Source organism: Alloacidobacterium dinghuense, assembly GCF_014274465.1.
Lineage (GTDB): Bacteria > Acidobacteriota > Terriglobia > Terriglobales > Acidobacteriaceae > Alloacidobacterium > Alloacidobacterium dinghuense.
Genome location: NZ_CP060394.1, coordinates 2,181,464 through 2,200,790, shown reverse-complemented (window position 1 = coordinate 2,200,790; position 19,327 = coordinate 2,181,464). Strand labels below are relative to the sequence as shown.

Genomic DNA, 19,327 nt, shown 5'->3' with positions numbered 1-19,327 from the left:
CAGCAAAAAGTCAGGAATCGAGAAGGTGCAGTTCCTTACCAGGCTTGAAGCGGACCGCCTTGCCTGGGGTTATGGTTACCTCCGCGCCCGTGCGTGGGTTGCGGCCAATGCCGGTTTTACGGGGACGTACATTAAAGACTCCGAAGCCCCGCAATTCGATGCGGTCGCCCTGAGCGAGAGCCTTTTTCAGGCTTTCGAAGACCGTATCCACCGCCGCTTCAGCTTTGTTGCGCGGCAGGCCTGTGCGTTCGATGACGTGATGGATAATGTCTTGTTTTATCAACGCGTTCACCTCTATTTCTTAGGCATTGCCGCCGGGATTCACGGCTACAGGGATACTAGAAAGCTTTTCCTGTGTTGTCAATGCGCTAAATGACTCATAAGATGCGCATTTTGAGTGGATTATTCAACTTTTTTTGATTTCGCGATACGCTTAAAGAGCATGGTGAGGAGTTGCATGTCAATTAAGAGCGACCGTTGGATTCGGGAACAGGCCACAAAACACCAGATGATCCATCCTTTTAGCGAAAAGCAAGTAAAGGAAGGGGTTATTTCGTACGGGTTGTCGTCCTACGGGTACGATTTGCGGGTTTCTGACGAATTTAAGATCTTTACAAACGTAAATAGCGCTATCATTGACCCCAAGGACTTTGACGAGCGGTCTTTTGTGACGGTGCAGGCCGAGTCAGTCATTATCCCCCCAAACTCATTTGCACTGGCGCGCTCTGTTGAGTATTTCAAGATTCCGCGTGATGTGTTGACTATCTGCGTAGGGAAGTCAACCTACGCGCGTTGCGGGATCATCGTAAACGTAACCCCATTTGAGCCAGAATGGGAGGGTTACGTGACCTTGGAGATTTCAAACACGACGCCTTTGCCGGCGCGTGTGTATGCCAACGAAGGGCTCTGCCAGATTCTGTTTTTCCAGTCCGATGAGGTGTGCGAGATCAGCTACGCTGATCGTCGCGGGAAGTATCAGAAGCAACAGGGAATTGTTTTACCGAAGTTGTGATGGAAGAGAAACGCATTTACGCGCAGCGCCTGCGAGTGGGCTTGTTTGCTGTGGAACCCATTCGTCGAGAAGGCCTGCGCAGCATACTTGAAGAAATTCGCGGCATTGAGCTTATCGATGCCGGTCTTGACGGTTTGTTGGTCGCAGAATCGCTGGATCTTGCCGTAATCAGCCTGATGGTCCGCTCCGAGATCCTCACAACCATCGAGCGCCTGAGAGCTGCTACGCCTTCGATTCGCATCATTGTGATGAGTGAAGACGGTGATGATGAGAGCGTGATCGCGGCGATTATGGCTGGCGCGAAGGGCTATTTGCTGGATACAGCCACGCCCGATGAAGTCTCCCGCGCGGTCGAACTCGTGGCTAGCGGCTCGATTTGGGCGCCAAGGAGAACGCTCTCGCTGTTGGTTGATCGAATGATCGATGGCGGGACCATCTCACCACGCTCTGCCCCACAATTCACCCACCGCGAATTGGAAGTCCTGCAATTGCTGGTTTCAGCTCGCTCTAACAGGGAAATCGCCGAAGCTTTAGGAATTGAGGTACGTACGGTTAAGTCATACGTAGGACGCATGATGCGGAAGGTTGGCGTGGGAAACCGGATTGCGCTCTCAATTCATGCCGCCAAGCATGCGCTGGGTGGCGGTCCTGGTCAAAACAGCTGATATTCGTTCGAATCGGCTACTTTCAACTCCCTAAATCCCCTTATTCAGGGCTTACTTAGGTCCATCCTACCTCTGTTATCTTGCGGGTCTGTCGGGAAAGCCGTAAAACCCTATTAGCAACAACGCAGATCTGGGGAACGGGGCTGGCCTGTGCAGATCAATGCACGGCCACCCCATTTTTTCTCTTCTTTATCTCCCCATCCCTGGTCATCTTGTCAATTTGTCAATCTTTGATCCACAGGCTCTTTCCCTGCCCTGAATTTTACGTCTACGTTGCCGTTGCAACTCAACCCTAGACGAGTGCCCTGCATCACAGTGTCTGAAGCGAAGAACGTGTTTCCCAGTTTCTTGACGCACACAGCATTCTGCTGAAGGATGAGAGTCGGCGTCGATTTGGCGAAAGATCAAATATCGACCGTAGGGAGAAAAAGAATCAACATGAAAAAGCTATTTGCGCTGTTGTGTGTTGCAGGAATGTCTTTACCGGCGCTTGCAGCCAGCGATAAGGCGGCTCTGGATACGCGTCTGGAGAATGCAAGGACCGTGATCGATGAGATCATGCAAACTCCGGACAAGGGAATTCCCGACTCGATTGTGAAGCAGGCAACCTGCATTGCCGTTGTGCCCAGCCTCAAGAAGGGCGCCTTCATTGTGGGCGGACAGTATGGGCAGGGCGTCGTCACCTGCCGAACAGGGCGTGGCTGGAGCGGTCCGGTGTTCATCCGTATGGCGGGCGGTTCATTTGGATTCCAAATCGGCGGCGAGGGGACAGATCTGGTGCTGGTTGCGGTGAACGACAAGGGCTTGCAGGATCTGTTGAAGAGCAAGTTCAAGATTGGTGGGGATGCTTCTGCAGCGGCTGGACCGGTGGGGCGTACTGCGCAGGCTTCGACCGACGTTACGCTGCATGCGGAATTGCTGACCTATTCGCGCACCAAGGGACTCTTTGCCGGCATCGATCTGGACGGGACTACTGTAAGCCAGAATACCGATGACACGACGACGTTCTACGGCGGGCCGCATGCCTTTGATCAAGTCCTGAAGGGAAATGTGCTGCCACCCGAAGACTCAAGGCCGTTTCTTCGCACGATTGCCAAATACTTCCATGAGTCACAACAGCAGTCAGGCGAATAGCCATCTTTGATTGCAAAATAGAAGAGGGGCCGCGCCAGCGGCTCCTTTTCTATTTCATCCCTGCTGCAGCCTTACGAATTCCTTTTGCATTTACACTGACAATTAATTTTCGTTCATGCAAGAGAGCCTTGAGTTCGCTGTCGTCTGGGGATTGGTCCGTCTGCTTCGCCTGTTGCCGGGCAACGTTGCGCGGGCTGTTGGAGTTGGCATTGGATTGCTGGCGTTCCGCATCGTACCCAGGCTACGGAGTGTCGGGCTCAGGAATCTGGAACTGGCATTCCCAGATTGGAATCACAAGCAGCGATATGACGTCTTGCGCAACCTTTATCGTCATCTGGGCTGGCTGCTGGCTGAATTCTGTCAGATGCCCCGGTACACACGTGAGAATTCGCGATCCTTTCTTCGATATGATGGGCTGGATCGCTATCTGGCTGCCCGCGATAAGGGCAAAGGCGTGCTCATCGTTACTGGCCACCTGGGCGCGTGGGAACTATCGAGCTTCTATCATTCGCTCATGGGCTATCCCATGAGCATGGTCATACGGCGTCTTGATAACGCTCGCGTGGATGGACTGGTGAATCACATTCGTTGCCTCCACGGGAATCGCGTGCTGCACAAGGATGACTTTGCTCGGGGATTGTTGGGGGCGATGCGTCAGGGCGAGACCGTTGGCATTCTGATGGATACAAATATGACTCCGCCACAGGGTGTCTTTGTGCCGTTCTTTGGGAAGCCTGCTTGCACGGCGTCAGGTCTTGCACGGGTGGCGTTGAAAACCGGAGCCGCGGTCCTGCCGGGATTTATGCTGTGGGAGAAGGCCGAGCAGAAATACGTGCTGCACTTTGGTGATGAGATTGTTTTTGACCGCACCGGTGATGACGAAGCGGACACCGTTACGAACACTGCCAAATGTACAGCGGCAATAGAAGCGTATGTGAGGCAGTATCCTGATCAGTGGCTGTGGGTTCACCGGCGATGGAAGACGCGCCCAGAGGGCGAGCCTCCAATCTATTGACCGCGGAAAAATTTCGGACGAGTTCATGCTTCAACTGAGGGAAATTGCAGCGTCGATTGGCGCGGATCTAGTGGGATCGAATGGTGTCGTGATCCGGCGCGTGACAAGTGCTTCGCTGGCTGATGCCGATTCGCTTGTCTTCGCTGAGGACGAGTTGACGTTACGCGAGGCACTCGAATCCAAAGCAGCAGCCGTGCTGGTAACGGAGGAGTTGTCAATACACGCAGGTGGCGCGAAGCCATTGCTGGTGATGCGACAGCCTCGTCTCGGATTTGCGAAGGCAGCGCGTTTATTGCGTTCTTCGCAGGAAAAGACCGGAGTGCATCCAACCGCTGTGATAGCCCCCACTGCTGTTCTCCATAACGATATTTTTGTTGGTCCGTATGCCGTTGTAGAGGATGATGCGGAAATTGGCGAAGGTTCGAGCATTGGTAGTGGTTCAGTTGTGGGCGCAGGGGTGCGCCTTGGGAAAAGTTGTCGGATATATCCGCGTGTGGTTCTGTATCCAGGGGTTACCCTGGGCGAGCGTGTGGTAGTCCACGCCGGCGCTGTACTGGGTGCGGATGGCTTCGGCTACGTGCGCGATGCCGCAACGGGTGAATACCTTCAGTTTCCACAGCAGGGAAAGCTCATCATTGAAGACGACGTTGAGATTGGCGCGAATACCACCATCGATCGCGGCGCACTTGAAGAAACGCGCATCGCATGCGGCGTGAAATTAGATAACCTGGTCCATGTCGGACATAATGTACGCGTTGGAAAGAACGTGGTGATCGCGGCGCAGACTGGCGTTTCGGGCAGCAGCGTCATTGGAGATGACGCCATCGTCGGCGGTCAGGTGGGGATTGCCGATCATGTTGAGATTGGCGATAAGGTCATTCTCGGAGCGCAGGCCGGAATCCCGTCACGCAAGAAGATTCGTGGCCCTGGGATTGTTTTCTGGGGTACACCAGCGCGGCCAATCAAGGACTATCTTAAAGAGCTAGCCGTGCTCGCCCGGCTGACTCGGTCGTCGAAGAAGAAGGAAGACTAGGATCTTGGCCATTGTCGTCATCGGCGGACACTCACGCAATATAGGCAGGACTTCGGCCGTTGCCACCTGATTGAACGATGATGTGGTGAGTTTTGCGCAGCAGCGCATAAGCCGCACGGCTCATAACAAGAAAGGAAATCTATGGGAATGGGAAGACGATGGGGCATCGGGCTTCTTCTGTTCCTCTTGTTGGTCATCGGCTCTCTTGCTGCATGGTTGCTTTATTGGAGAGGGAAGCGCGGCAGGGACATCGTCGATGCAGGGACAGTGCCGGTCCTTACTGTCACAAGTTCGGATTTTGCCAACGGCGGCATCGTTCCGCCGAGATTTACATGCGATGGAGGTAATCTATCGCCCCAACTGTCGATTTCTGGGCCGCCGGCGGCTACTAAGAGCCTGGCATGGATCGTCTATGATACCGATTCTCCAGTGATCTTCGTGCACTGGGTGGCCTTCAATCTCCCTGCAGAAATGCGCGATTTACCTGAAGGCGTCTCATCGCAAGCAGAAAGCCTACATGGTGCGGTGCAGGGAAAGAACGACTTTGACAAGATCGGCTATGGCGGCCCGTGTCCGCCGGGGAAGAAGCCTCATCACTACGTCTTCAATGTTTATGCGCTCGATACTCAGTTGCAACTCCACGAAGGTGCAACCCCAGAGGACGTAGTTCAAGCTGCAAAAGGCCACGTGCTGGCTGAAGGCAAGCTCGTAGGAGTGTATACACGCCGCCAATAGCGGCTTTCAAGGTTATTTCTGCGGTGGGAACGGCTCTGCTTTCATCGAACCGTCGCGTTGCTTCATGAGAATCTGCACTTTGCCTTCGGCTTGATCCAGATGCTCCTTGCAGACCGCGGAAAGACTCATGCCCTCCTCGAATAATCTGATCGATTCCTCGAGGGGAAGGTCACCGCGCTCCATCTGTTCCACAATCTTTTCCAGCCGCTTCAATGATTCTTCAAAGCTTGACAACGCTTGTTCCCTCGGTGATGTCCTGTTTTGTCACTGTGACGTTGGGGAGCACGGCAGCCAACACTTCGGCGGCAGACGTGTAGCGTCCGAAGGGTGCGCTGACCTGGACGCCCTGGACCATCGGTCGTGCCGTTTCCAGCATTTCCTGGGCGATACGAATACCCTCAGCGCGTGCAGTCTCGGGCGACGCTGCTGACTGCATCCGCAGCATGATGGTATCCGGTACGGCGACGCGCAGATCGTTCTTCATGAATTCAGCGTTGCGCAGACTGGTGAGCGGCCAAATGCCGGCAATGACCGGAATCCGGAAGCTCTCGATACGTTTGAGAAATGCTTCGAGGACCCGCAGGTCGAAGACGGGCTGCGTAATTGCGTATTCCGCGCCAGCCTCCACTTTGTAAGCGAACCTCCGGACTTCGTTATCAATATCCGGCACGCCGGGATTGGCGGCACAAGCGATGGTAAAGCCGGTGGATGCACCGATAGGGTTGCCACCGATGTCGAGTCCGTGATTCAGCCGGTTCACTATGTTTACTAGCCCGATCGCATCCACATCGAAAACTGCGGTTGCGTCGGGATAATTGCCAAGCTTCGGCGGATCGCCAGTCAGGCACAGGATATTTCTCAGACCGATCGATGATGCGCCCAGCAGATCGCTTTGAATGCTAAGCACATTCCGGTCGCGGCAGGTGTAGTGCAGGATCGTCTCGATGCCGGTCTTCTGCTGAATCTGAATGCAAAGACTTTGCGCGCTCATGCGTGCTGAGGCACGCGGAGAATCCGGCACGTTAATAACGTCGATGCCAAGGCCGGCGAGCAGACTGGCTCCGGCAAGCTCTTTGGAGCAGTCAATGCCCTTTGGCGGAACAATCTCAACCATCGCCACGAATTTGCCGTCGCGAATGAGTCGTCCGAGGCTTGAGCGTTCGTCGATCGGTGGTGGAGGCGTTTCTGTCACGATGGGCGCGCGCGCGGTATGTCCTGCGCTGCTTTTCTGCGCCTCCACAGCGCGTGTCGCAGACTTCATCGCGCGAATGTGATTCGGTGTGGTGCCACAACAACCGCCAATAATCTGTACGCCCGACTTCAAGAACTTTCGCGTGAAGCTTGCCATGTACTCTGGCGAACAGAGATAGATATTGCGCCCGTCTACAGCGCGAGGCATGCCCGCGTTCGGCATCACGGCAAGGGGAAGGTCGCTTGCGCCAGCCATGCATTCAATCGCAGTCAGAACCGTCGCCGGTCCTGTGCTGCAGTTCACGCCGATGGCGTCTGCGCCCCAGGACGCCAGCTTGGCTGCCGCGACTTCTGGAGTAGCGCCATCAAGGCAATGCGCCTCTTCATCGACGGTGACGAGAGCCATCACGGGCAGATCAGGCGCGATTTCGCGCGCCGCAAGAAGAGCTTGCTCGGCCTCGTTCAATGCGGGCATGGTCTCGATCACCAGCAGGTCTACGCCAACACCTGGACCGCCAGCAATAAGGCCCTGAATCTGCTCGGCAAATGCAGCGCGAGCTTCTTCAAGGGATGTCTTGCCCAGAGGTTCAAGATGAATGCCCAGCGGACCGACAGAACCAGCGACCCAGGCCATGCCAGCCTGTTTGTCTTTCAGTTGGTTAACTGCTTGCCGCGCGATGCGTGCTCCAGCCTGATTGATCTTTGCGACCTGGTCCTGCAGCCCATAGCGAACCAGCCGGAATTGGTTTGCGCCAAAAGTATTGGTCTCAATGACCTCGGCGCCGGTTTGCAGGTACTCTTCGTGAATGGAACGAACCAGTTCAGGTTGCGATAGATTGAGTTCGTCGTAGCACCGGTTAATAAATACACCGCGAGCATAGAGCATTGTGCCCATAGCGCCGTCAAATATGACAGTGCGGTTGCCAAACAGGTTGTGAAGACGGTTTGTCATTGGCCTTCTAGTCATGCTAAGGCACTTGCGTCGAGAGCGCCAGCGGGGAATCAGTTGCGATACGCTGAATCATGTTGACGTGACAGACTACAGTACGTCTGCTTTGTTATACTTGGCTTTCCCACGAACTCCGTAGAAGGATCGGTTGAGGTCTCAGGATTTGAAGAGAAGAAGTCTGCTCTCAGTTGTTGGATTAATGTGCTCCGTATCGTTTTTGACCGCTTGCGGCAAAAACTTTTACTTTGCCGGCCGTAGCCTTCCACCCAGCGGAGTTCTCAACCGCGTTATCGTAGCTGTCCAGAATCCCAGCGCTCTAGCCAAAGGCTCCCTGTTGTTCGACGACGCGTTGTATGACATTCGTCACGCCTTCAACAACGTAAATCAGACGTTTTCGATCAGCGGATTCTCAGGCGCTCTTCCGGTCACCATCCAGAACATGCCCGAGCAGCAGGTAGGCGCGGTGTTTTCCATTGGTGACGGGAGCCTCACAACGGTGAGCTATGCCTCGGAGAAGGTGCAGTCGACGACAGCAGCCGGCAACCTGAATGGAGTCTCGCAAAGCATCTTCATCTCACGTGATCTGAACTACATTTACGCAGCTTCGCAATCTGCGCATTCGCTTACTGTGGTGGATCACGGCGCAACTTATACGCTGAATGTTCCCGGTGTCTATCGCGTTTCCATGAACCCGGGAAATACGGTGGCGCTGGCTTTTGTGCAGAATACCGATGATGTATATAGCATCGTCCATCTCAATTCGGACCAGCAGCAACAGGCGATCAACAATCCCCACTGGAATCCGGGTCTGACGAATCCGCAACTGCAAAACACGCAGCCAGCTCAGGACTGCGAGCCGCAGAATCTTCCGGTCTACTGCGTGTTTCCGGTGAGTTCTGCAGCCAATGCGGGCACGATCACGAATCCATCCTCTACACCGACGGCAACGTTCGATCGTCCTGTCAAGGCGGTGTTTTCATCTGATGGTTCCACCGCATATGTTCTGAACTGCGGGCCGGAGTGTGGTGGCACGGCTTCCGGCATTACGACCCTGCCGATTACGGGGGCCTCGCTGAATCCCTCGGGAATTGGAGCCAGCGGCATTGCGCTGGTAGCCGCAAGCAACATCGCAGTCCCGGGCGGAGCGACCAACGGTCTGTTTAGCGGCAGCACCTTTTATGTAGCGGGTCAGCAACTGCAGAGCGATGGTCTGCTGGCCGGCAATCTTTCGATTGTGAACACGACCACCGGACAGGTGACTGGTCAATATTCAATCAGCGACGGTACCCACAACAAGATGGCCCTGGCTGATAATGACACCCTTTGGATCGGTTCGTATCAGTGCCAGTCCGGTGAACGCTACAAGCTGAGCCAATCCACCGCACCGGGAACTCCCTTTGGCTGCATTACGATGTTCAACACCTCGAACAACTCAGTCTTGGTGGAGTCGTTCAAGGGCGACGGCACTGGCATTGCCGCTGTGACCGGCCTGAACAAGGTCTATACGGCGGAGGGTGGTCAGGTCTACATCTACAACACGCCGGACGGTTCGGCCCGCGACAACACGAACGTGACGGTTACGGGAACAGCGTACGACGTGGCCTACATGGATGCCGCCAGCGACGGCGATAACACCACTTACTAAGGCATCATCCAGACTAACGAGGCGCGAAGATTACATCGCGCCTTTTGTTTGCTGCTTTTTCAACTCCATATAGAAAGCTTGCTCCCGATCGACCACATAGCTTTTGTAGCCTTGAGGATCGATGAACGGGTTAGCCCCGGCTTTGCCAATGCGCGCAAATTTTCCAGTCATTCCATAGTAGCCACCGTGCGCCCCTAGAAAAACATCACACGGCAACGAATTTAGAACACGGAATGTGCGCTCGTAGTCCTGCGCAATCTGTGGATACGCTGCGTTGTTCACAAGTTTGTATCCGGGATTGACATTTGGACTACCGACGATGACTACGTTATAGGTCTTGCCTCCATCGGCGACCTTGAGCGTCCATGTTGTGCAGCCTTTGGTATGGCCTGGTGTCAAATGTGCAACGAGCGCAACGTCCCCTAAGCGCACTTCATCACCATCGTGCAGAGTGCGATCGACCTTTGCAGGCGGATAGAACATGTCCCTTGATTTGCCGTATTGAAAATCACTTCGACCGCCGTCTTCGATCTCAGGAACGTCAGCGTCCATCACCATGTATTTCGCGCCTGTTAGTTGCTTGATAAGCGCGCTTCCCGCGCAATGATCGATATGCGCGTGGCTAATCAGCAGGATCTTGATATCGCTGAAACGAAACCCCAGATCTTCGACGCTCTTCTTAATCTGCGGTACTGAAGTTGTGAGGTTGCTATTGATCAAGATGTGGCCTTGCGGGGTAGTGATTAGGAACACGGCCAGGTCCTTGCTACCGACGTAATAAACGTTGCCAATCACACGATGCGGTGGAAATGAATCGGTCCAGTCGGGTTTGGTCTGCGCAAACAGATTGCCTGCAAGGAAAAAGGCGAGAGCAAACAAGCGAATAAGCATAGCCAACAGCATTACATTGGCTACCGTGCTGTCGCTATCGTCCGCTTCCAGAAACTAATGACGTTTTGTGTACCTGCTGCAAATCAGTGATACAAAAGCTTGAGGGGAAAATGTGAGCGTTCGAAATGAACGCGCTCTGTCTTATAAATGCCAGAAAACTCACTCGCCGATATTCTTGCGATTGCTGCGCATCGCGACGACGTAGAACAGACCTGCGGCGGCACGCTGCTCAAGATGAAAGCTCTAGGTTGGCGAACGGCGATCCTTGATTTGACACAGGGCGAAGCAGGAACGCGCGGTTCAGCCGCAGAACGCGCGGCTGAAGCGGCCGCTGCAGCGCGCATTCTCGGCGTGAGCTGGCGGCAGGCGCTGGATGTTCCAGACGGCCGAGTTGAGAACATCTATGAAAACCGGGTCAAGATAGTTCGCATTCTGCGCGAAGTTCGCCCACGGGTCGTGATTCTGCCCTATTGGACAGGACGGCATCCAGATCATTACACGACATCGACTTTGGGTTACGAAGCTTGCTTTCTTGCAGGGTTGGCTAAGCTCGATACGGGAGCACCGCCTCATCGCCCATTCAAAATCCTTTACGCCAGCCTCTACGCTGACGTGCGGCCCACTTTCGTTGTAGATATAACCCCATACATCCAGCAACGGCATCTGGCTCTGATGGCATACAAATCGCAATACCAGGATCAAATGGCTGGCAGTGGGCTCTTTGTTCCTGAAGAAGAGATCCGCGAACGCACCTTTTCGGAAGCGCGACACTATGGTTTACTAGGCGGGGTGCGTTATGCAGAGCCATTTGTACAGAAGGAAGTTGGGTTGATCGACGATCTCCTTCACATTCCTGTGCAATCAATGTGATTGAGACCCTATGCCTATTCGCCGGACATAGCTGCAAATAACTCACAAGACTGTCAACCATGACAATTTACTCTGGCCTTATCAGAGATAAGGCACTAGTATGCCGGGAGAAAGGCGTAGCACCCAGATGGGTACGTCTTTCGTTATAAAAGGCTTCTCAGTCGCTCTCGCAACCGTAGTCAAAGTGAAGCGAGCGCTGAGAGTTCAAGGCGCTCTTTCGTTCTTCGGTGTCCGCACTTGTTCGAGCCACGAGCAAGCGGATTTTGCTGCAAGTCATGTGTGCAGAGAGAAGGGAGATATGGGCACAGCAAGCGGTCAATCGGCGTCAACTCAGGAACGTCCTGTCGAAAAGATAACAACGGTTGGAATCCCAACGGCCGAAGGTACCGCTGAAGGTCGCCGACTCCTTGAAACGCATGGAAAGCTGCTCTGGCGGCGCTGGGGGCCGTATGTCAGCGAGCGATCTTGGGGGACTGTGCGCGAAGACTACAGTCCGAACGGAGCCGCTTGGGACTTCCTGTCTCATGACGCGGCACGGAGCAAGGCTTACCGTTGGGGCGAAGACGGCATGGCCGCGATCTGCGACCGCTATCAGTTGCTGGTGTTCGGGCTTGCATTGTGGAATGGCAAAGATCCGATTCTAAAGGAGCGGGTCTTCGGACTGACGCCGAGTGAAGGCAATCATGGCGAAGATGTAAAGGACTATTACTTCTATCTCGACAGCACGCCGACGCATTCGTACATGAAGTATCTGTACAAGTACCCTCAGGCACGCTATCCGTTTGAGTGGCTGCTGGATGAGAACCGCAGGCGCGGGGGGCAGGGATTCGAGTTCGAGCTTCTGGATACCGGCATTTTCGAAGAGAACCGTTACTTCGACGTGTTCGTGGAATACGGCAAGGCGTCTGCCGAGGACATGTGCGTGCGGATTGAGGCGATAAACCGCGGACCGGATTCCGCTCCATTGCATATCCTTCCGCAACTTTGGTTTCGCAATATCTGGGGATGGTCTGATCGTCGCGGCGCAACGCCGGTGATCAGTGACGGGCCCACAGCAGAGGGAACGATTAGCCTCCTTGCCGATGACGCCAAGGCTGAGCGACTCAAGAATCTGCCCTTTGATTATGAGCTCGGCAAGCGCTACTTGTATGCGCAGGCGGATGGCAAAGCACTCTTTACCGACAACGAGACGAATGCACAGCGGCTATTTGGGATTCCGAGCGCGTACCGCTACTTCAAGGATGCATTTCACAGTGCGGTCGTAAACGGCGAGCAGGATGCGGTGAATCCAAACCGCTCGGGAACGAAAGCCTGCCTGCATTACGAATATCTGGTTCCGGCGGGCGGCTCGGTAGTTTTGCGGCTGCGGCTCACGCCGGAGATGCTGAATTCCCCACTAGAGGACGTGGATAAGATCATCAATCAGCGGCGCGCAGAGGCCGATGAGTTTTATGCGGTAATTCACCCACCGAAGGCAACCGAAGATGAAAAGCGTGTTCAGCGGCAGGCTTTTGCAGGGTTGCTCTGGTCGAAACAGATTTATCTGTTCGATGTGAATGAGTGGTTTGACGGCGATAACCCGAAGTATCCGCCGCCGGGTTCGCGGCAGTTGATTCGAAACAAGCACTGGAGACACCTCAACTCCATGCGCGTCCTGTCAATGCCGGACAAGTGGGAATATCCGTGGTTTGCGGCCTGGGACCTCGCTTTTCATACGGTGCCGTTTGCGCTGATTGATCCGGAGTTCGCGAAAGAGCAGCTCTTTCTCATGTTGTTTGAACAATTCCAGCACCCGAGCGGGCAGATTCCGGCTTACGAATGGGAGTTTTCTGACCTGAATCCTCCGGTGCATGCCTGGGCTGTGTGGCGCGTGTACAACATGGACAAAACACGTGCTGGAAAAGGTGATCGGGAGTTTCTGGAGAAGTGTTTTCATAAGCTGCTGATCAACTTTGCATGGTGGGTTAACAAGGTGGACAGCGCGGGGAACAACGTCTTTGAAGGCGGTTTCCTGGGGCTGGACAACATCACGGTCATCGATCGCAGTGAGAAGCTGCCGGGTGGTGCGGTGCTCGAGCAATCGGACGCTACGGGTTGGATGGGGATGTTCTGCCTCAACCTGATGCGCATTGCGCTGGAACTGGCGAAAGAGAACAAAGCATACGAGAGCCTTGCGCTGAAGTTTTTCGAGCACTACATCTACATTGGTGCCGCCATGAAGAATATGGGCGGACGAAAGTATTCGCTCTGGGATGAAGACGACGGATTCTTTTACGATGTGCTCCGCTTCCCTGATGGCAGCTTCAACAAGTTCCGCGTCCGCTCACTGGTTGGGATCGTTCCGCTTTACGCTGCGGAAACACTGAAGCTCGACGATATTGAGACCTTTCAAGAATTCAAAACTAACTTCCTGTGGTTTGTGAAGAATCGCAAGCAGCTGACTGATAGCTGTTGCCATTACATTGAGCGAAAAAGACAATACGAACTCACAATTGTGGATGAAGGTCAGATGCGGCGTATGTTGATTCGTCTTCTCGGATCTGAGGAATTTCTCTCCAACTATGGCGTTCGCAGCTTGTCGAAATACCACGGTGAGCATCCCTTTGTTTTTGGAAACAGCGAAGTGCACTACGATCCCGCGGAGTCGAACAATAAGATCAAAGGCGGCAATTCAAACTGGCGCGGCCCGATCTGGTTTCCAACTACTTTTCTGATCATTGAGTCGCTGCGGACGCTTGGCGCGGGCTACGGCGACGACTTCAAGCTTGCGATTCCGGGCGATCCGCGCGGGGAACAGAACCTGCTTGAGATCGCAGGCGAGATCGCCAACCGCATGATTTCCATCTTTACTCGTGGCGCGGACGGAAGAAGACCTGTTTACGGCGGGACAGCGAAGTTCCAAGAAGATCCATATTGGAAAGACCTGATCCTGTTTTATGAGTTCTATCACGGCGATAACGGAGCGGGGCTGGGAGCGTCACACCAGACTGGTTGGAGCGCTCTGGTGGCGGCTCTGATCGAGGACTGGAGGCGGTGATAGGGTAGCGGAGGCGTTATGAGGAGGTTTGGGCACTGGAGCATTCGTTACAAGCTGCTGTCGCTTCTTCTGTTGTTGGGCGTGATGACGTTCGCTGTGACGGGAACGATTGCCTATATCAAATACCTCAGCGCTTTGAAGAACGATGTGATGAACCAGCTCACCGGTGTCACTCGTTCCAAAGCATTTCAAATCCAGGCATACTATCGGACGATTCATAACCACACCGAAACTCTCAGTGATGACAGGATGTTCATCGAGGCGATGCGGGAATTCCGGGCAGCATACCGGAAAATGGATGATGCTCCGATTCCGGCAGATGCTCTGAATGCGGTCCGCGAAGACTATCAGAACCACTTCTATCCGGACATGCAGAGGCTCAAGATGGCAAGGCCCCGGGTTGAGGATTACCTGCCGTTTACTCCTGCAGCGCTTGAGCTGCAATACCTCTATATCGCGAAAAACCCGAACCCTGCAGGCCGCCGCGACCAGCTTGCTGATGCTGGAGACAATAGCGATTACAGCAGGGTACATGAGAAATACCACGCCACGTTCCAAAGTCTTATCAATAAATTCGGCTACTACGATCTCTATCTGATCGACTATGACACCGGGCGCATTGTCTATGAGGTGAGCAAGGACCGAGATTTCGCCACAAGCCTCAAAGATGGTCCGTACCGGGACAGCAACTTGGCAAAAGTGTTCAAGCTATGCACCGAAACCAACAACGTGGACGATGTCTTTCTCACCGATTTCGAGCCCTACGAGGCTTCGATGGGTGAGCCGACACAATATATCGCAAGCCCTATCTGGGATGGCCAGGAGCACGTAGGCGTATTAGCGCTCCAGCTTTCGACGGCGGCCATCGACGAAGTTATGACAGGGAATCGCGGATGGGTGCGGGACGGCTTGGGGACGACGGGCGAATCAGTCATTATTGGGGACGATTATTTACTCCGTACAAATGCTCGCCAATATCTCGAGAATCCGGACGGATTTCTTGCGAGGCTGAAGGCGAATGGAGTTTCTGAGGAAAAGCTGGACAGGATTCGTACCTACAAGACGACGATTCTGCAGATCCTGGCGAAGTTTCCTTCAGTGACCGCGGCGCTCGACGGCAAAGAAGGAACGGTTATCGAACGAAATGCGAGAGGGCAGGGAACAGCCTCCCTGGTCTCATACATGCCCTTACATATCGAGGGCCTCCATTGGGCAATCGCCGCCCGGATGTATCTGGAGGAAGCGCTCAAGCCAGTAAGCGAAATGCGGCGGCTATTCACATGGTGGGGCGTGGGTTTGTTGTTTTTGACGGTGTTGGCGGCGTGGCTCATGACGCGCCAAATCCTGCGTCCGGTGAATGCTCTGGTGGCTGCCGCAGGGAAAGTCGCTGCTGGAGATCTGACGGCGCAGGTCGAATGGAAATACAAGGACGAGCTTGGAACACTCTCCGACACATTCAATGCGATGACAAAGAGCATTCGCGAGAAGACGGAGCTCATCGAGCAGAAGAATCGCGAGAATGAAGCGCTGCTCCTTAACATTCTTCCCGGAGAAATTGCGGCGCGCCTGAAAGAAGGCGAGCAAGACATTGCCGATAGCTTCGCGGACGTGACGGTATTGTTCGGCGATATTGTTGGTTTCACCGCTTTGTCGAGCAAGACATCTGCGACGGAAATTGTGGAGATGCTCAATGGATTGTTCAGCCTGTTCGATCACGAGGCGAGCGAACTTGGCATCGAAAAAATTAAAACCATCGGAGATTGCTATATGGCCGTCTGCGGCTTGCCGCGGCCGTGTCCCGATCATGCTGACAAGATGGCTCAGATGGCGCTCCGCATGCTTGATGCGACAGGGAGCTATGGCAAGGAGAAAGGGCTGGACCTGCGGTTGCGGATCGGACTGAACTCTGGCCCGGTGGTAGCCGGCGTCATCGGCACTACAAAGTTTATTTACGACTTGTGGGGCGATACTGTGAACCTTGCCAGCCGCATGGAATCGACAGGCGTGCCGGGACAAATTCAAGTCACCCGCAGCGTGTACGAGCGATTGAAGGACGCTTATCAGTTCGAAAGCCGCGGCATCGTCCAGGTGAAGGGCAAAGGCGAGATTGAAACCTGGATATTGCATGGTCAAATGCGCACCGCCGAGGTGGTCTGATGAAAATCAAGCTTCTAGGATCGTCGGTGCCAGATCCCGCCCGGCGCCAATACGTAAGCAGCTATCTCGTCAACGGAACAGTGGCAATCGATGTAGGCTGCCTGGGATTCTACGGCACTCCTCAGGAACAGGAAGCGATTCGCCATGTTTTTCTCACCCATTCCCACACCGACCATACGGCCAGCCTGCCGATATTTGTGGAGAATGCCTGGACGCCTGCCGGAAATTGCGCGCGCATCTATGGAAGCGTGGCAACTCTTGATGGAGTGCAGAAGCACATCTTCAATGACGTGATGTGGCCGGACTTCATCGCGCTCTCAAGAAACATGCCGCCGTTTCTGCGTGCCTTCCCGATTGAAGCCGAGGTGCCTGTGGAGGCCGATGGCCTTCAGGTAGTACCAGTTCCGGTCCATCACGTGGTTCCAACCTTCGGGTATGTCGTCGGTGACGGTAAAAGCGCAGTCATTTTCGGGGGCGATTCGGGGCCGACGGAGAGACTGTGGGAAGTCGCTCATCAAACTCCAGGTCTACGGGCGGTCTTTCTTGAAGCATGCTTTCCCAACCATCTGACTGGGCTGGCTGAAGCTTCCCTTCACCTAACGGTTGATATGTTCGGCCGCGAAGTGGCCAAGATGCCTTCTGGAATCAAGGTGGTAGCAGTGCACATTAAAGTTCGCTATCGCGAGCAGGTAATACGGGAATTGCAGGCGCTTCAGCTTCCCAATCTGGAGATTGGCGAGTGTGAGAGGGAGTACAACTTCTAACTTCGTCCCCGTAACGTTTAGGAGGGTGTTGACCTGTCTGGAGCGGGAGACCGGGATCGAACCGGCGACATTCAGCTTGGGAAGCTGACGTTCTACCACTGAACTACTCCCGCACTTTAAAATAAACTACTTAATAGTTATGTTAGGCTCACTATCCACATTCACTATCCATCTTGATACAATCGAGGCATTGACTGAGCTTCCAGGCAAGGAAAACAGCGCCGTCAGAACCCAAAACCCGGGGAGTGATGGATAGTGAACAAGATATTGAAGCACTCCATCAGAGTATCGCTCAAGCGATACCTGAGAATCAATGACCGCTGGCGATATGCTTCAGTTTTCCGTGAGCAAACCAGAGGCGGCGACCGCTGGCGTACCGATCTGATCGTGCTCGACGGTAAGCCGGTGAAGTGTGACATCGGCAGCTTCTACCTGGACTACAGACAAGACGGCAGGCGAAAGCAAGTTGCGTCGGCAACGAGGGCAGGGCGGCGGTTGATGCACTCCGGGCAAAGCAAGCGGAGCTAAACGGCGAAGCGCTACCTGCCGATCTTGAGGATCGGCCAGCGGAGCCGAGGGCGCGTACGCTAGTCGAGACTGCCGTCGCCGTCTTCCTCACGCAGACGAAAGCCACCAAAGAACCGGAGACGCATCGCGCCTACGCGCGCGATCTTGAGTGGTGCAAAGGTCATCTCGACCGGATGCACGTCCAGGACGTCACACGGAACGACATCCTCAAACTGCTCGGCGCTGGCAGAGAAGAAGACGCCAATCAGAAAACGATCAATCGCAGGGCGATGGTTCTGCTCGTGGCGCTCCGCAATGCCGGAGCGACCATCAAGCTACAAAAGGGGGACTGGCCGAAGACAGTCGACAACGATGTCGATGTCTGCTCACAGGATGAGATCAAGGCGTTTTTTGACGTCTGCGCTGCTGAGGAGAAGTTGCTCTTTCAGGTCTATCTTGCGACCGGCTTCCGCTTCCGTGAAGTCAATACGCTGACCTGGGATCGTGTGGACTTCCGGCGCAACGTTTTGTGGGTAAAGCCTGACGTTATCTATGGCTTTAAGCCTAAGAACCATGAGGTACGTAGCGTCAAGGTTCCCTCCTCACTGATCGAATCACTCAAGCAGCGCCAGAAGAGCAGCAAGACCCGTCTGGTGTTTCCAACGCGGCCACATCCGAAGCGGCCTAGCTACGGCGGCGATCAGCCGGACGCACATCATCTGGAGCTATGCAAAGAAGTTGCTTTCCGGGCTGAACTCAATTGTGGTCATTGCAAGAGCACAAAAGGGAAGTGCGCCACGACGGCAAACTGTGAACGCTGGTATTTGCACCGCTGGAGGGACAGCTTCGCGACAAACTTGCTCCGCTCAGGCGTGGATATAAAAACGCTCCAGACTTTACTCGGTCACAAGAAGCTTTCGACTACGGAGAAATATCTGGCGGCTTTGCGCATGGATGAATTGGATGACAAGGTTGAAGGCTACTCTCGATCAATCTCTACCGCCGCAAAGTGCGGAAGCAGAAATAGTAGGCGATACAGTTCCCCGAGGGTGAACGTTGAGGCGAGTGGACGAGCCGCAAGAGCCTCGCTTTACGACTCAGAGAACCATCTGGTTTCGATGAACGGCGGAGTAGTCACGCTGCTCTATGACGGCAATGGCACCCTCCAGTATGACAGCCTGCATCGAATGACATCGATGACAGCCTCGAACACAGCCTACAGCTAGACGCTCGGGCCAACGGGCATCCGCACCAGTGCAATTGATCTGAACCGACGCAGCGTGACGTGGAACTCCGACGGTATCTGTACGCCAGTGGCGACCCCGCTGAACTGTGCTAGTCCGAGTGAATGAGCGAGCATTCGTACTCAGCGCAGTACCGCAGTAGAACCCAACTGCGTGCAATCCCCGCGGTGGCAGCGGTTGCTTGTGCCGTTAACATTATTCAGCTCTTGGTGAACGTCCGAAAAGCTGAAGAGGAGACTAACGTCGTCCTAGACTTACCGAAGTGCTCACCAAAGGAAGAGCCAAGGCACAGCGAATGTGATCCAGGTGTTTTGTCCCCAGCCCGTGTGAAACGATGATTTGTCACAAGGACTCTTAATGGCTCTTACATATAGGTCGGGCGAAGAAATCAAGCCCGGCTGTGCTTTCAATTTGCTTGCAAAATTGCCCCGCCGCTGCTTCGCCGCTTCGGCCATTCCGGGCGAAGTATCCAGGCTTG

The 19,327-nt window shown here is 54.4% G+C and carries 17 protein-coding genes and 1 tRNA gene; 13 read left to right on the top strand and 5 right to left on the bottom strand.

Annotated features, from left to right (window positions below; translation table 11 throughout):
* Nucleotides 1-10 precede the first annotated feature (10 nt).
* Complete coding sequence (locus tag H7849_RS08890; protein ID WP_186747339.1) at nucleotides 11-283, bottom strand: HU family DNA-binding protein; 273 nt, start codon at nucleotides 281-283, stop codon at nucleotides 11-13.
* Nucleotides 284-457: 174 nt separating this feature from the next.
* On the opposite strand from H7849_RS08890, the gene dcd reads away from it, so the two are divergent.
* The 6 genes from dcd (at nucleotide 458) to H7849_RS08860 (ending at nucleotide 5,594) form a co-directional block, all read left to right on the top strand.
* A complete protein-coding gene (gene dcd / locus H7849_RS08885; RefSeq protein WP_186745813.1) occupies nucleotides 458-1,012 on the top strand; it encodes a dCTP deaminase in 555 nt (184 codons plus the stop codon).
* Complete coding sequence (locus H7849_RS08880) at nucleotides 1,012-1,677, top strand: LuxR C-terminal-related transcriptional regulator (protein WP_186745811.1); 666 nt, start codon at nucleotides 1,012-1,014, stop codon at nucleotides 1,675-1,677. The genes dcd and H7849_RS08880 overlap by 1 nt, the downstream gene beginning before the upstream one ends.
* A gap of 438 nt (nucleotides 1,678-2,115) precedes the next feature.
* Complete coding sequence (locus tag H7849_RS08875) at nucleotides 2,116-2,811, top strand: lipid-binding SYLF domain-containing protein (protein WP_186745809.1); 696 nt, start codon at nucleotides 2,116-2,118, stop codon at nucleotides 2,809-2,811.
* Nucleotides 2,812-2,926: 115 nt separating this feature from the next.
* Nucleotides 2,927-3,826 (top strand): lysophospholipid acyltransferase family protein, encoded by a 900-nt coding sequence (locus tag H7849_RS08870; RefSeq protein ID WP_186745807.1) that lies wholly within the window; start codon nucleotides 2,927-2,929, stop codon nucleotides 3,824-3,826.
* 25 nt (nucleotides 3,827-3,851) lie between these two features.
* Nucleotides 3,852-4,859 (top strand): UDP-3-O-(3-hydroxymyristoyl)glucosamine N-acyltransferase, encoded by a 1,008-nt coding sequence (gene lpxD, locus H7849_RS08865; protein WP_186745806.1) that lies wholly within the window; start codon nucleotides 3,852-3,854, stop codon nucleotides 4,857-4,859.
* Nucleotides 4,860-5,006: 147 nt separating this feature from the next.
* Entirely contained in the window at nucleotides 5,007-5,594 is a 588-nt protein-coding gene (locus H7849_RS08860) for a YbhB/YbcL family Raf kinase inhibitor-like protein (protein ID WP_186745804.1), read from the top strand.
* Nucleotides 5,595-5,606: 12 nt separating this feature from the next.
* Here H7849_RS08860 and xseB read toward each other — a convergent pair whose 3' ends face one another.
* Nucleotides 5,607-5,777 (bottom strand): exodeoxyribonuclease VII small subunit, encoded by a 171-nt coding sequence (gene xseB / locus H7849_RS08855; protein WP_251106799.1) that lies wholly within the window; start codon nucleotides 5,775-5,777, stop codon nucleotides 5,607-5,609.
* A 37-nt stretch (nucleotides 5,778-5,814) separates the two neighbouring features.
* Nucleotides 5,815-7,737, bottom strand: a complete 1,923-nt coding sequence (locus H7849_RS08850) for a bifunctional homocysteine S-methyltransferase/methylenetetrahydrofolate reductase (RefSeq protein WP_186745800.1) — start codon at nucleotides 7,735-7,737, stop codon at nucleotides 5,815-5,817.
* Nucleotides 7,738-7,897: 160 nt separating this feature from the next.
* On the opposite strand from H7849_RS08850, the gene H7849_RS08845 reads away from it, so the two are divergent.
* The gene (locus H7849_RS08845) at nucleotides 7,898-9,379 is read left to right on the top strand and encodes a hypothetical protein (RefSeq protein WP_186745799.1); all 1,482 of its coding nucleotides are present in this window, start codon (nucleotides 7,898-7,900) and stop codon (nucleotides 9,377-9,379) included.
* A gap of 30 nt (nucleotides 9,380-9,409) precedes the next feature.
* On the opposite strand, the gene bla is transcribed toward H7849_RS08845, so the two are convergent.
* Nucleotides 9,410-10,276, bottom strand: a complete 867-nt coding sequence (bla, locus tag H7849_RS08840) for a subclass B3 metallo-beta-lactamase (protein ID WP_432756529.1) — start codon at nucleotides 10,274-10,276, stop codon at nucleotides 9,410-9,412.
* A gap of 141 nt (nucleotides 10,277-10,417) precedes the next feature.
* Here bla and bshB1 point away from each other — a divergent pair, with 141 nt between their 5' ends.
* The 4 genes from bshB1 to H7849_RS08820 all read left to right on the top strand — a co-directional run bounded on the left by bshB1 (nucleotide 10,418) and on the right by H7849_RS08820 (nucleotide 17,098).
* Complete coding sequence (bshB1, locus tag H7849_RS08835; RefSeq protein WP_186745795.1) at nucleotides 10,418-11,140, top strand: bacillithiol biosynthesis deacetylase BshB1; 723 nt, start codon at nucleotides 10,418-10,420, stop codon at nucleotides 11,138-11,140.
* Between the two features lie 298 nt (nucleotides 11,141-11,438).
* A complete protein-coding gene (locus H7849_RS08830) occupies nucleotides 11,439-14,177 on the top strand; it encodes an MGH1-like glycoside hydrolase domain-containing protein (RefSeq protein WP_251106702.1) in 2,739 nt (912 codons plus the stop codon).
* An 18-nt stretch (nucleotides 14,178-14,195) separates the two neighbouring features.
* Nucleotides 14,196-16,334, top strand: coding sequence for an adenylate/guanylate cyclase domain-containing protein (locus H7849_RS08825; protein ID WP_186745793.1), 2,139 nt, complete (start codon nucleotides 14,196-14,198; stop codon nucleotides 16,332-16,334).
* Nucleotides 16,334-17,098: an MBL fold metallo-hydrolase gene (locus tag H7849_RS08820; RefSeq protein ID WP_186745791.1), complete on the top strand. Its 765-nt coding sequence runs from the start codon at nucleotides 16,334-16,336 to the stop codon at nucleotides 17,096-17,098. Before H7849_RS08825 ends, H7849_RS08820 begins: the two co-directional genes overlap by 1 nt.
* 38 nt (nucleotides 17,099-17,136) lie before the next feature.
* Here H7849_RS08820 and H7849_RS08815 read toward each other — a convergent pair.
* Nucleotides 17,137-17,211, bottom strand: a tRNA-Gly gene (locus H7849_RS08815).
* A 142-nt stretch (nucleotides 17,212-17,353) separates the two neighbouring features.
* On the opposite strand from H7849_RS08815, the gene H7849_RS08810 reads away from it, so the two are divergent.
* Together H7849_RS08810 and H7849_RS08805 are read left to right on the top strand one after the other, a co-directional pair.
* Complete coding sequence (locus H7849_RS08810; protein WP_186745789.1) at nucleotides 17,354-17,626, top strand: hypothetical protein; 273 nt, start codon at nucleotides 17,354-17,356, stop codon at nucleotides 17,624-17,626.
* Nucleotides 17,627-17,799: 173 nt separating this feature from the next.
* Nucleotides 17,800-18,831, top strand: coding sequence for a tyrosine-type recombinase/integrase (locus tag H7849_RS08805; protein ID WP_186745787.1), 1,032 nt, complete (start codon nucleotides 17,800-17,802; stop codon nucleotides 18,829-18,831).
* Nucleotides 18,832-19,327: the final 496 nt, after the last annotated feature.